The organism is Achromobacter sp. ESBL13 (assembly GCF_036668755.1).
Classification (GTDB): domain Bacteria; phylum Pseudomonadota; class Gammaproteobacteria; order Burkholderiales; family Burkholderiaceae_B; genus Achromobacter.
On record NZ_JAZEVT010000006.1, the window covers coordinates 231,597 to 244,923 of the forward strand.

At 67.3% G+C, this 13,327-nt stretch carries 8 protein-coding genes; 4 read left to right on the forward strand and 4 right to left on the reverse strand.

Going from position 1 to position 13,327, the window contains the following annotated elements; genetic code table 11:
* Window positions 1-2: 2 nt before the first annotated feature.
* The 4 genes from V6F88_RS22435 to V6F88_RS22450 all read left to right on the forward strand — a co-directional run bounded on the left by V6F88_RS22435 (window position 3) and on the right by V6F88_RS22450 (window position 4,446).
* On the forward strand, window positions 3-914 hold the full coding sequence (locus V6F88_RS22435; protein WP_332612330.1) for a DUF6963 family protein: 912 nt from the start codon (window positions 3-5) through the stop codon (window positions 912-914).
* 3 nt (window positions 915-917) lie between these two features.
* On the forward strand, window positions 918-1,580 hold the full coding sequence (locus V6F88_RS22440; protein WP_332612332.1) for a TetR/AcrR family transcriptional regulator: 663 nt from the start codon (window positions 918-920) through the stop codon (window positions 1,578-1,580).
* 7 nt (window positions 1,581-1,587) lie between these two features.
* Entirely contained in the window at window positions 1,588-3,087 is a 1,500-nt protein-coding gene (locus V6F88_RS22445; protein ID WP_332612334.1) for an N-acyl-D-amino-acid deacylase family protein, read from the forward strand.
* A gap of 108 nt (window positions 3,088-3,195) precedes the next feature.
* A complete protein-coding gene (locus V6F88_RS22450) occupies window positions 3,196-4,446 on the forward strand; it encodes a D-amino acid dehydrogenase (protein ID WP_332612338.1) in 1,251 nt (416 codons plus the stop codon).
* Between the two features lie 33 nt (window positions 4,447-4,479).
* Here V6F88_RS22450 and V6F88_RS22455 read toward each other — a convergent pair whose 3' ends face one another.
* From V6F88_RS22455 to V6F88_RS22470, 4 genes are all read right to left on the reverse strand, one after another.
* A complete protein-coding gene (locus tag V6F88_RS22455) occupies window positions 4,480-5,484 on the reverse strand; it encodes a Bug family tripartite tricarboxylate transporter substrate binding protein (RefSeq protein ID WP_332612340.1) in 1,005 nt (334 codons plus the stop codon).
* A 173-nt stretch (window positions 5,485-5,657) separates the two neighbouring features.
* Window positions 5,658-7,112: an efflux transporter outer membrane subunit gene (locus V6F88_RS22460; RefSeq protein ID WP_332612342.1), complete on the reverse strand. Its 1,455-nt coding sequence runs from the start codon at window positions 7,110-7,112 to the stop codon at window positions 5,658-5,660.
* Complete coding sequence (locus V6F88_RS22465) at window positions 7,109-10,222, reverse strand: multidrug efflux RND transporter permease subunit (RefSeq protein ID WP_332612344.1); 3,114 nt, start codon at window positions 10,220-10,222, stop codon at window positions 7,109-7,111. Before V6F88_RS22465 ends, V6F88_RS22460 begins: the two co-directional genes overlap by 4 nt.
* On the reverse strand, window positions 10,219-13,317 hold the full coding sequence (locus V6F88_RS22470) for an MdtB/MuxB family multidrug efflux RND transporter permease subunit (protein WP_332612346.1): 3,099 nt from the start codon (window positions 13,315-13,317) through the stop codon (window positions 10,219-10,221). Before V6F88_RS22470 ends, V6F88_RS22465 begins: the two co-directional genes overlap by 4 nt.
* Window positions 13,318-13,327: the final 10 nt, after the last annotated feature.

The following is a 13,327-nucleotide window of genomic DNA, read 5'->3' on the forward strand; positions in this document are numbered from 1 at the left end:
CGATGACGATCGGCGTAGCGGCGGCGGGACCCAACGCGGGCGCGGCAGTCCACGCGGCGGCGCTGGCCGCCGAGCTGATGGGCCATGGCGCCATCGGCGGCTTCGCGGTGTTGGCCATCCTGGACGACGCGGGCCGCGTGCACCACGCGTCGTGCCAGCGCGGCGGCGTCAGCGCGCTGGACCTGCCGGCACATTGGTTGCAGGCCCGGCGCGCGGCGTTGATCGAAAGCGGGCCGGACCGCCCCGAGCCCCTGGTGCAGTTCCTGCCGGGCGCCGATGGCGTGGGGCTGGTCACGGGCCACCGCCTGCCCAATCGCCCAGGCGCGGACGGCGTGCCGCTGAACGTGGCCACGCTGCGGCTGATGGCGGGCGGTGCGAAGCCCGGCGACGCCGTCGCGCGCGTGCTGGGCGCGCACCCCGAAATCGACGCGGGCCTGATCGCGTTATCCGTCACGGGCGAACTGGGCTGGGGCAATACGCAGCGCGTGTCGCGCCGCCCCGATCACGGCATGGCCCGGCACGATAACGGCGACTGCCGTGTGGCCGTGCTGCACAACTCCATTCATCCGTGCGCGCCGCTGGCGCACGCCATGGCGGACCTGGCCTGGTACGCCTTGACCGGTACAACCGCTTCCTACCGCGCATTGCGACTGTACGCGGGCACGCCGATCATCCGCGCCACGCAGGATCGCGTGCACGTCGATGCACGCGGAGGCATACTTTCCATCGAACAGGCCGACCCGTCGCTGCCTCATGGCGCCCGCCGGGCGAACGCGGTCTACCTGGGCAGTGAAGTCTGGCAAGATGGCGGGCGTATCGGCCATACCGTCAGCGAACTCATTGCCGACCTGGCCGACGGGCAGGTGACCGGCGTGCCGGACCCCGCCCGCTCCCTCATCCTCATGAAGGAATAGGCCATGTCCCGTCGCGAAAATACCGAAAGACAAATTTTGCAGGCGCTGCAAGACCAGATCCTTGCAACGGGCATGGGCGGCGTGGGCATCAACGCCATCGCCAAACGCGCCGGCGTCAGCAAAGAACTGATCTACCGCTACTTCGACGGCATGCCGGGCCTGATGCTGGCCTGGATGCAGGAGCAGGACTTCTGGACGCGCAACCCCGGGTTGCTGGCCGCTGATGAATCCAGCCAGCGCACGCCGGGCGAACTGGTGATGTCGATGCTGCGCGCGCAGATCGACGCGCTGGCCGGCAACGAAACCCTGCGCGAAGTGCGCCGCTGGGAACTGATCGAACGCAACGAGGTGTCGGCGCCCTTGGCCGAACGGCGCGAACGCGCGGCGCGCGGTTTCATCGACCGCGTCGATGGCCTGGCCCCCGACGTGGACATGCCGGCGATGGTCAGCGTCATGCTGGCCGGCGTGTTGTACCTGATGCTGCGCGGCAAGACCGAATCCCACTTCCTGGGCGTGCCGCTGCGCACGCCCGAAGGCTGGGACCGCATCAGCGGCGCGCTGGAACACCTGGTGTCCCATGGCTTTCCAGACCCCTTGAATTCCGAATCCCTTGCCACCCTGGAGGCGCGCCGAGGCAAATCGCCGGCCGCCGACCCCGCCACCTGAGTCCTTCATGCCCGCGCAAACCGATCAGCACGACTACGACATCATCATCACCGGCGGCCAGATCGCCGACGGTTTGGGCGGGCCCGCCTTTCGCGCGGACCTGGCCATCCAGGGCGAACGCATCGCGGCCATCGGCGATGGCTCGTCATGGCGCGCGCGGCATCGCGTGGACGCCGCCGGCAAGGTGGTGTCGCCCGGCTTCATCGATTGCCACACCCACGATGACCGCGCGCTGCTGGGCACGCCGTTGATGCGGCCCAAGGTCAGCCAGGGCGTCACCACCGTGGTCACGGGCAATTGCGGCATCAGCCTGGCGCCCGTGCGCACGCCGGGTGACGTGGTGCCGCCCCCGCTGAACCTCCTGGCCAAGCACACGGGCGAACTCTACGCGCGCATGCAGGACTACGCCGCCGCGCTGGACGCCGCGCCCGCCGCCGTCAACAGCCTGGCGCTGGTAGGCCATTCCAGCCTGCGCGTATCCGCCATGGACCGGCTTGACCGCCCTGCCGACAAAGCTGAAATCGCCACCATGCGCCGCGCGCTGGACGAAGCCATGGCGGCCGGCGCGGCGGGCTTGTCCACGGGGCTGTACTACCCCACCGCCATGCACGCCAGCACCGAAGAAGTCATCGGCGTGGCCGAACCGCTGTCGGCCTGGCGCGGCCTGTACACCACACACCTGCGCGATGAAGCCGACCACGTCTGCGATGCCATGGAAGAAGCCTTCCTGATCGGGCGCGCCGCCGACGTGCCGGCCATCCTGTCGCACCACAAGGTCACCGGCAAGCACAACCACGGGCGCACCGCGCAAACGCTGGCGCTGTTTGACCGCGTGCGCGCCGACCAGCCACTGGGCATGGACGTGTATCCCTACGCCGCGTCGTCCACCATTTTGGAACCGCGCCGCGTGGCGGCCGGCGAAAAAATCATCGTCACGTGGTCGCAGACGCGCCCGGAAATCCAGGGCGTGGACTTGCGCGAACTGGCCGAGCGCGAAGGCAAGGACCCCACCCGCCTGGCCGAAGATCTGTCGCCGGGTGGCGCAATTTATTTCTCGATGGACGAAGCCGACGTGAAGCGTGTCATCGGGCACGGCAGCGTGATGATCGGCTCGGATGGCCTGCCGCATGATCAGCGCCCGCATCCCCGTTTGTGGGGCGCGTTTTCGCGCGTGCTGGCGCGTTATGTGCGCGAGATGCGCGTGCTGGGCCTGGAGGAGGCGGTGCGCCGCATGACCGGCCTGACCGCCGCGCAATTCGGCATGAAAGATCGCGGGGTGCTGCGCGCCGGCTGTTATGCCGACGTGGTGGTGTTCGACGCCGCCACCGTCGCCGACCTGGCCAGCTTTGCCGAACCGACGCTGCCGTCCACCGGCATCCACGCCGTACTGGTCAACGGCCAGTTGGTCGAGGAAGACGGCGCCCCCACGGGCGCGCGCCCCGGCCGCCTGCTGCGCGGCGACGACCGCGCCGCGCCCGGCTTCGAAACGCCCGCCTGGGCGGCGTGACGACCGGCGCGCAACACCCCATCACATTGGGACTGATCCCCGACGCCGGGTCCGCCCGGCGCAACCCTCCGCGCTGCGCGCCACGCGCAGCGCCCGGCTTGGAGCATCATGCACATTGTTGTCATCGGCGCGGGCGTGGTCGGCATGGCCACCGCCTACTTCCTGCATCGCGAGGGCCATCGCGTTACCGTGGTGGACGCGGCCTTCGGCCCGGGACAGGCCACCAGCATGGCCAATGGTGCGCAGCTGAGCTATAGCTTTGTTGCGCCGCTGGCCGACCCCGCCGTGCTGCCCAAACTGCCGTCCTGGCTGCTGGCGCAGGATGCCCCGCTGCGCTTTCGTCCGCGCCTGGACCCGGACCAATGGCGCTGGAGCATCGGCTTCCTGCGTGCCTGCACGCGTGCCAAGAACCGGTCCACCACGCGCGAGCTGCTGGCGTTGGGCATGTACAGCCGCCTGTGCGTGCACGAGCTGGTGCGCAACGAGCAGCCCGATTTTGACTTTTCATCAGCGGGCAAGCTGCTGGTCTACCAGGACGCGGCGGCGTACCGGCACGCGCTGGCGCAGCGCGATTACCTGGGCGGGCTGGGCTGCGAACAACAGGTGATGAACGCCGACGCCTGCGTGGCGATGGAGCCCGCGCTGACCGCGATCGGGCGCAGCATCCAGGGCGCGCTGTACACGCCTACTGAAGACGCCGGCGACTGCCAACGCTTGTGCATGGAACTGGAACGCATCCTGCGCGCCGCGCCCGACCCGGTGCGCTTTTACTTCGACACGCGGGTCAAGGCGCTGCGCCATGAACGCGGCCGCATCACCAGCGCCAACACCACCGTTGGCGATCTGTCGGCCGACCACTTCGTGCTGGCCGGCGGCATGGGCGCGCAGGCGCTGGCGCGGCCACTGGGGCTGAACCTGCACATCTATCCGCTGAAGGGATACAGCCTGACCTATACCTTGACGCCCGATAGCGTGGCGCCCACGGCAAGCATCAGTGACATCCGCCGCAAGGTGGTCTATGCGCGGCTGGGCCAGCGCCTGCGCGTGGCGGGCATGGTCGATATCGGCACGAGCGGTGGCGGGGTCGATCCGCAGCGCGTGCGCAGCCTGGAACGCGATGTGACCCAGTTCTTTCCGGACCTGAATGCGTCGGGGCCGCCCGCTGCGTGGGCGGGGCTGCGGCCCGCGCGGCCCGACGGCAAGCCACTGATCGGCGCCACGCCCTATCGCAACCTGTGGTTGAACACCGGCCACGGCGGCTTGGGTTTTACGCTGGCCCTGGGCAGCGCGCGCATGTTGACGGACTTGATGCGGGGCCGCGACCCCGCCGTGGAGCCGGCGGCTTTCGCGCTGCAATGAACGCGCGCCCAGCCTGAATCGCCGGGCGCGAAATCAATCCGCCTTGATGCCGCGGCTTTGGATCAGCTTGCCCCACTTGGCGCGTTCCTTGACTTCGAACGCCGCCAGGTCCGCGCCGAACACGTTGCCCGGCGTGGCGCCGCCTTGCGCCAGCGACTGCTGCAACCGCGGCGACTTCAGCGCTTGCCGCATGGCGGCGATCAGCTTGTCGACCACCGGCGCCGGCGTGCCGCGCGGCGCGTACAGGCCCGACCACGCGGTGACCTCGAAGCCGGGCAAACCCGCCTCCGCCATCGTGGGCAAGTCGGGCGCGGCGGGGCTGCGTTCGGCCGAGGTGACCGCGATGCCGCGCAGGCGTCCGCCCGGCTTCAGCGCCGACATGGAACTGGGCAGGTTATCCATCAGGATGTCGACCTGGCCGCCGATCACGGCGGGTATCGCCGCCGACGAACCCTTGAACGGCACGTGCAGCATCTGCAAGCCCGCCGCCGATTCAAAATACGCGCCCGTCAGGTGCACCGACGAACCAACGCCGGGCGACGCATACGAATACTTGCCCGGGTCTTTCTTCACGGCCTTCATCACATCGTCCAGGTTGCGCCAGGGCGAATCGGCGGCCACCGCCATGACGTTGGGCGTAGACGCGATCATGCCCAGCGGCACCAGGCCGGTGGCGGGGTTGAAGCCGATGTTGCTGTAGAGGTATTGGTTGACCGTCTGCGTGCCGACCGAACCGAGCACGATGGTGTAGCCATCGGCCTGCGCGCGGGACGCAGCGGCAACGCCCAGGTTGCCCGCCGCGCCCGGTTTGTTTTCCACCACGATGGACTGGCCCAGCGCGGGCGCCATGTGCTGCGCAATGGTGCGCGCAAACAGATCGGTGGTGCCGCCCGGCGGAAACGGCACGATCAACGTGATCGGCCGCTCGGGCCATGCCTGGGCGGAGGCCGCCGCCGACAACGCCAACGTAGCGACCGCCGCCACGCTGGAAAAACGCGCCGCCCGCAAAGCGGTGCGCCATTGAATTGACCAGCCCATCCTTGTTCCCCTTCGCAGATTTTTGTGTGCGTGTGATCAAACGGAATTCGGCGTCGGTGCAGCGTGACGACAGAGCGCAAGAAAAGTGACCAGCTGGTCACTTTTTACGCACTAGCATTAAGAACCGGCGCAGAAAGCTTGTCAACGAATGCGAAGAGGATTACGCGTTATCCCTAGGAACCGTCCCAACCGCCGCCCAAGGCCACGATCAGGTTCACGCTGGCAACCAGCCGCGTACCCAACAGGCTTAGCGCATTGCGCTCGCTGTTAAGCGCGGTGGCGTCCACCACCGCCACGCTCAGATAGTCCACCAGGCCGGCCTTGTACTGGTTCTGAATCAGGCGCAGCGACTCGCGCGCGGACTCCAGCGCGCGGCGTTGCACGGTCTGTTCGTTTTCCATAACGCGCAGCTGGATCAGATAGTCCTCGACTTCGCGCAGGCCGACCAACGCCGCTTGGCGATAGGCGGCCGCTTGCGAGTCGTAGGCGGCGCGCGCCTGTTCGACCTGCGCGGCACGTGCGCCGCCATCGAATAGGGTCAGCGCCAACGCCGGTCCCAGCGACCAAAAGCGCGCGGGGGCCGTCAGCAGGTCCGCGAACTGGCCGTTGCGAAAGCCGCCGTCGGCTGACAGGATCAGCGAGGGGAACCACGCGGCCTCGGCCACGCCGATCTGCGCATTGGCCGCGGCCGCGCGACGTTCGGCGGCGGCGATGTCCGGACGCCGCTCAAGCAGCTCGGACGGCAGCCCCACCGGAATCCGCGGCAGCTTCAAGGCGAACACCGCCGGCGGCAGGCTGAATTGCGACGGCGCCTGCCCCATCAACACCGCGATGGCGTGCTCGTACTGGCCGCGCTGCCAGTCCAGGTCAATCGACTGGGCGCGCGTGCTTTCCACCTGCGTGCGCGCCACGGCGATGTCGGCCTGCCCGGCCACGCCCACTTCATATCGGTTCTGCGTCAGTTGCAGCGACTTTTCATACGCCGCCACGGTAGCGTCCAGCAGGCGCTTCTGTTCGTCCAGCACGCGCAGTTGCAGATACGTCTGCACCAGCGCCGCCTGCGCGCTCAGGCGCGTGGCGGCCAGATCGGCCAGGCTGGCCGCCGCGCTGGCCTCGGACGATTCCGTGCTGCGGCGCACGCGTCCCCACACGTCCAGTTCCCAGCTGACGCTGCCCGTCACGGAATACTGGTTCGACACATTGCTGCCATTGCCCGACGACGATGACGAGCCCGTGCCGCTACCCGCGCGCGACATGCCCGCGCTGGCGCCCACGGTGGGATAGAAACCGGCGCGCGCGGCGCGCACCAGGCCCAGCGCCTGGCGGTAATTGGCCTCGGCCTGGGCAATGGTCTGGTTCGACGTGTTCAGCCGCTCGACCAGCGTATTGAGCGTCTCGTCCTCATACACCAGCCACCACTTGCCACGGTCGGCAACGTCGCGCGGCTCTGCGCGCTTCCAGCCGTCTACCTGCTCTTGCCCCTGCCCTTCCTTGTAGGACGCGCCCACATCCAGCGCGGGGCGTTGGTAATCAGGGCCGACCGCGCACGCGCCAAGCAGCGCGCAAAGCGCCAGCGTGACGGCGCTGCGGGGAAGAAAGGAGGCGGCAAACGGCTTGGGTCGGATCATGTAGGTTCTATGGAAGCAGGGGCGTCATTTCGCCGGGCGCGCCAGCGCGAGGCCCACAGGCGAAAACGGTCCAGGTAAAGATAGACCACCGGGGTGGTGTACAGCGTCAGGATCTGGCTGAGGACCAGGCCGCCCACGATGGTAATGCCCAGCGGCTGGCGCATCTCGACGCCGGCCCCGGTTGCCAGCACCAGCGGCAGCGCGCCGAAGATGGCGGCCATGGTCGTCATCATGATGGGGCGAAAGCGTGTCAGGCAGGCCTGGAAGATCGCTTCGCGTGGCGCCATGCCCTGCACGCGCTGCGCTTCCAGCGCAAAGTCCACCATCATGATGGCGTTCTTTTTCACGATGCCGATCAACAGAAACACGCCGATCAGCGCAATCAGCGTGAAGTCCTGCCGCACCAGCAGCAGCGCCAGCAGCGCGCCCAGCCCGGCGGACGGCAGCGTGGACAGGATCGTCAGCGGATGCACGAAGCTCTCGTACAAAATGCCCAGCACGATGTACATCGTGACCAGCGCCGCCAGGATCAGCCACGGCTGCTGCGCAAGCGTTTGCTGCAAGGCGGCGGCGGTGCCCTGGAAGCCCGCCTGGATCTGGTCCGACGGCAAGCCGATGCGCGCCACGGCCGCGTCGATGGCGGCGGTGGCCTGGCCCAGCGACACGCCGGGCGCCAGGCTGAACGACACGGTATCCGCCACGAACAAACCCTGGTGCTGCACGCTGAGCGGGGCGTTGCCGTTTTCAAGGCTTGCGAAGGCCAGCAGCGGCACGCGCGCGCCGGTGGACGTGATCACTTCCACCTGCTTGAGCGATTCGATGTCTTCGGCAAACTTGGGCTCCAGCCCCAGCACCACGTGGTACTGGTTCAGCGGCCCGTACATCACCGACACCTGCCGCTGGCTGAACGAATTGTTCAGCACGGTGGATATCGTGGACATGCTGACGCCCAGCCGCGTTGCGGCCTCGCGGTCGATCACCAGGTTGATCTGGCGGCCCTTGTCCTCGACGTCGGTATCCACGTCGGTAATTTCAGGAATCTTCGCCATCGCCTGCTGCACCTTGGGCATCCAGGTGCGCAGCAATTGCAGGTCGCCCGACATCAGCGTGTAGTCGTACGAGCCCTGGCTCTGGCGCCCACCGATGCGGATGTCCTGTTGCGACACCAGGAACATGCGCGCGCCCGGCATGTTTTGCAGCTTGCCGCGCAGCCGGTTGATGACCACGTCCGCCGACACCTTGCGTTCTTCCAGCGGCTTTAACTGGATCTGCATGAAGCTGCTGTTGCTGCCGCCGCGCCCGCCCGCGTAGCCCGTCATGCTTTGGACCGCCGGGTCTGCCAGCACCACCTTGCGCAGCGCGTCCAGCTTGGGGACGGTGGCCTGGAACGATGTGCCCTGGTCCACCCGGAAAAAACCCAGCAGCTGACCCGTGTCCTGCTGCGGGAAAAAGCCCTTGGGCACCGCCATGTACAGGTACACGTTCAGGCCCACGGCCACGGCCAGCGTCAGCATCATCAACCGCCCATGCGCCAGCGCCCAGCGCAGGCTGCGGCGATAGCCGTCCAGCATGGCTTCAAAGCCGCGTTCGGACCAGCGCGCGAGCCGCCCGGGAGGCTTGGCGTCCTTGGGCTCGGGCCGCAACAGCCGCGCGCACATCATGGGCGTCAACGTCAGGGACACCACCAGCGACACCATGATGGCGGCCGACAGCGTCACGGCAAATTCGCGGAACAGCCGGCCCACCACGCCGCCCATCAGCAGGATGGGGATGAACACCGCCACCAGCGACAGGCTCATGGACAGCACGGTAAAGCCCACTTCGCGCGAGCCGCGCAGCGCCGCGCGCATGGGGGACATGCCGTTCTCGACATGCCGCATGATGTTCTCCAACACCACGATGGCGTCGTCCACCACGAAGCCGGTGGCCACGATCAGCGCCATCAGCGAGATGGTGTTCAGCGTGAAGCCGCACATATACATGATGCAAAACGTGCCGATCAGCGATACCGGCACCGCCACGCTGGGGATGATGGCCGCGCGCCAGCGGCGCAGGAACAGCAGCACCACCAGCACCACCAGCCCCACGGCAATGATCAGCGTAAGTTCGGCTTCGTGCAGCGACGCGCGGATGCTGGGCGTGCGGTCTTGCGCAACCGTCATGTTCACGTCGGCCGGCATCAGCGCCTGCAACACGGGCAGCTGCGCGCGCACCGCGTTCACGGCTTCGATGATGTTGGCGTCGGCCTGCCGCCGCACGATCATCAGGATGGCCTTGCGATCGTTGTAGAAGCCGGTCTGGTACAGGTCTTCAACGGAATCCTCGACCTTGGCCACATCCGACACGCGCACCGGCGCACCGTCTTTCCAGGCCACGATCAGCGGCCGGTATTGTTCGGCGCGGCTGAGCTGGTCGCTGACCATGATCTGCCAGTGGTAGCGGTCGTTCTCCAGCACGCCCTTGGGTCGGTTCGCGTTGGCGTTGGCCAGCGTGCTGCGCAGCTGGTCCAGCGACACGCCGCGATTGGCCAGCGCGCCCGGCAGCACCGTGACGCGCACGGCCGGCAGTGAACTGCCGCCCACGGTGACTTCGCCCACGCCGTCCACCTGCGCCAGTTTTTGCGCCACGATGGTGGAGGCAATGTCGTACAGCTGCCCCTGGCCCAGCGTGTCGGACGTCAGCGCCAAGGTCATGATGGGCGCGTCCGACGGATTGGACTTGTGATACGTGGGGTTGCTGCGCAAGCCGGAAGGCAGCAACGAACGCGCGGCGTTGATCGCGGCCTGCACGTCGCGCGCCGCACCGTTGATATCGCGCGACAGGTCAAATTGCAGCGTGACGCGGGTGGACCCCTGCGAGCTGCTGGAGGTCATTTCGGTCACGCCCGCGATGCTGCCCAGCGACCGCTCAAGCGGCGTGGCCACGCTGGACGCCATGGTCTCGGGGCTGGCGCCCGGCAGGCTGGCCGACACCGAGATCGTGGGGATGTCCACCTGCGGCAAGGGCGCCACCGGCAACAGGAAAAACGCCAGCAGCCCCGCCATCACGACCGCCACGCTTAGCAGCGTGGTCGCTACCGGCCGGACGATGAAGGGCGCCGACATGATCATGACGCGTCCCCGGCGGCGGGCTCGCGCACGCCACGCCAGCGGCGCGACAGGCGGTCGAACATCAAATAGATGACGGGCGTGGTGAACAGCGTCAGCACCTGGCTGAGCAACAGGCCGCCCACCATCACCAGGCCCAGCGGCTGGCGCAGTTCAGCGCCGGTACCCGTGGACAGCATCAGCGGCAAGGCGCCGAACAGCGCGGCAAGCGTGGTCATCAAGATGGGCCGGAAGCGCAGCAGCGCGGCTTCATGGATGGCCGCGCGCGGGCTCAGGCCGCGCTTGCGCTCGGCGTCCAGCGCGAAGTCGATCATCATGATGGCGTTCTTTTTCACGATGCCGATCAGCAGGATGATGCCGATGATGCCGATCATGTCCAGCTCGGTGCCGCTGATCAACAGCGCCAGCAAGGCCCCCACACCGGCGGACGGCAGGGTCGACAGGATGGTGATGGGGTGGATATAGCTTTCGTACAGCACACCCAGCACGATGTACATGGTGACCACGGCGGCCAGGATCAGCCACAACGTGCTGGTCAGCGAATTCTGGAACGCCAGCGCGGCGCCCTGGAAGCGGGTCTCGACGCTGGCCGGCATGCCGATCTCGGCTTCGGCGGCGGTGATGGCCTGGACCGCGTTGGACAAGGACGCGCCCGGCGCCAGGTTGAACGACACCGTGACCATCGGAAACTGATCCAGCCGGTTCACGGCCAGCACCGTGCGCCCTTCGGAAATATGCGCCACCGACGACAGCGGCACCTGCGTGCCGGCGGCGGTGGGCACATGGATCTGCCCCAGCGCGGACGGGTTCATCTGAAATTGCGGCTGCACCTCCAGCACCACGCGGTACTGGTTCGACTGCGTGAATATCGTCGATATCAGACGCTGGCCGAAGGCATCGTAAAGCGCTTCGTCGATGACGGCGGCGGTAATGCCCAGGCGCGAGGCGGCATCGCGATCGATCTCAACCCAGGTCTGCAAGCCATCGTCCTGCAAGTCATCCGTTACGTCCTTCAGGCCCGGCACCTGGCGCAGCCGGTCCACCAGCTTGGGCGTCCATTCGCTAAGCACTTTCAGGTCGGGGTTGGACAGCGTCATCTGGTATTGGGTGCGGCTGACGCGGTCTTCGATGGTCAGGTCCTGCACGGGCTGCATGTAGACGGTCAGGCCGTCCTGCTTGCCCAGCGATTCCTGCAAGCGCGCCATCACCGTGCGCAAATCGCCGCTGCGCTCGGCTTGCGGCTTCAGGGAAATCTGCATGCGGCCGGCGCTAAGCGTGGCGTTGCTGCCATCGACACCGATGAACGAGGACACGGCCTGCACGTCAGGATCCTGGAGCACCAGCCGCGCGGCGGCCTGCTGACGTTCGGCCATGGCCGGAAACGATATTGATTGCGGCGCCTGCGTGATGGCCTGGATCAGCCCGGTGTCCTGCTGTGGGAAAAAGCCCTTGGGCACCACCATGTACAGCACCACGGTCAGCGCGAACGTGCCCACCGCCACCAGCAAGGTCAGCGGCTGATGGCGCAGCACCACTTGCAGCATCCGGTCATAGCCGGCGATGACGCGGTCGATGAAGTTGCCCGTCGCGGTGTGAAAACGCCCGTGCTTCTGTTCCGATTCCGCCCGCAGCAGGCGCGCGCACATCATCGGCGTCAGGGTCAGCGACACGACCAGCGATATCAGGATGGACACCGCCAGCGTGATGGCGAATTCGCGGAACAGCCGGCCCACGACTTCGGTCATGAACAGCAGCGGAATCAGTACGGCGATCAATGAGAAGGTCAGCGAGATCAGCGTGAACCCGATCTGCGAGGCGCCCTTGAGCGCCGCCTGCATCGGCGTTTCGCCTTCTTCGATGTGGCGCGCGATGTTCTCGATCATGACGATGGCGTCGTCCACCACGAAGCCGGTGGCGATCGTCAGCGCCATCAAGGTCAGGTTGTTGATGGAAAACCCGGCCAGGTACATGATGCCGAACGTGCCCACCAGCGACAGCGGCACCACCACGCTGGGGATCAGGGTGGCGGTCAGGCTGCGCAGGAACACGAAGGTCACCATCACCACCAGCCCCACGGCCAGCAGCATTTCAAACTTCACGTCTTCGACGGAATCGCGGATGGTCTGCGTGCGGTCGGACACCACGGTGACATCCAGCGTGGCCGGCAGCGCGGCGCGCAGCTGCGGCAACAGCGTCTGGATGCGGTTGACCACATCGATCACGTTGGCGCCGGGCTGGCGCTGGATGTTCAACAGGATGGCGGGCTTGTCGCCGGCCCACGCGGCCTGGCGCGTGTCTTCGGCGCCTTCGACCGCGCGCGCCACGTCGGACAGGCGCAGCGGCGCGTTGTTCTTGTAGGCAATGATCAGGTCGTTGTAGTCGGTGGGCGACTTCAGCTGGTCATTGGCGTTGATGGTGGTGGACCGCAGCGGGCCGTCCAGATTGCCCTTGGGCTGGTTGACGTTAGCGCCCACGATGGCGGTGCGCAGGTCGGACATGGCCAGGCCGTTGGCGGCCAGCGCCTGCGGGTTCACCTGCACGCGCACGGCCGGGCGCTGCCCGCCCGCCACGCTGACCAGGCCCACGCCGGGAATCTGCGACAGCTTCTGCGCCACCCGCGTATCGACCAGATCGCGCACCTGCGGCAAGGGCATGGTGGGCGACGTGATGGCCAGCGTCAGCACGGCGGCGTCGGCGGGGTTGACCTTGTTATAGGTGGGCGGCACCGGCAGGTCGCTGGGCAGCAGATTGGATGCCGCGTTGATGGCGGCCTGCACCTGCTGCTCGGCCACGTCCAGCGGCAAGGTCAGGTTGAACTGCATGGTGATGACCGACGCGCCGCCCGAACTGGTGGACGACATCTGGTTCAAGCCGGGCATCTGCCCAAACTGCCGTTCCAGCGGGGACGTGACCAGCGAGGTCATCACGTCGGGGCTGGCCCCGGGGTACAGCGTCACCACCTGGATCGTCGGGTAGTCCACCTCGGGCAGCGCCGACACGGGCAACATGCGGTAGGCGATGAAGCCGGCAATCAGGATGGCCACCATCGCCAGCGTGGTGGCGACGGGGCGCAGGATGAACAGACGCGACGGACTCACGATGCGCTCG

Excerpts from the sequence above, each read along its gene's own strand:
- V6F88_RS22445 (WP_332612334.1), top strand. The coding sequence starts at position 1,588 with ATGCCCGCGCAAACCGATCAGCACGACTACGACATCATCATCACCGGC.
- V6F88_RS22460 (WP_332612342.1), bottom strand. The coding sequence starts at position 7,112 with ATGATCCGACCCAAGCCGTTTGCCGCCTCCTTTCTTCCCCGCAGCGCC.
- V6F88_RS22440 (WP_332612332.1), top strand. The coding sequence starts at position 918 with ATGTCCCGTCGCGAAAATACCGAAAGACAAATTTTGCAGGCGCTGCAA.
- V6F88_RS22455 (WP_332612340.1), bottom strand. The coding sequence starts at position 5,484 with ATGGGCTGGTCAATTCAATGGCGCACCGCTTTGCGGGCGGCGCGTTTT.
- V6F88_RS22450 (WP_332612338.1), top strand. The coding sequence starts at position 3,196 with ATGCACATTGTTGTCATCGGCGCGGGCGTGGTCGGCATGGCCACCGCC.
- V6F88_RS22435 (WP_332612330.1), top strand. The coding sequence starts at position 3 with ATGACGATCGGCGTAGCGGCGGCGGGACCCAACGCGGGCGCGGCAGTC.
- V6F88_RS22465 (WP_332612344.1), bottom strand. The coding sequence starts at position 10,222 with ATGATCATGTCGGCGCCCTTCATCGTCCGGCCGGTAGCGACCACGCTG.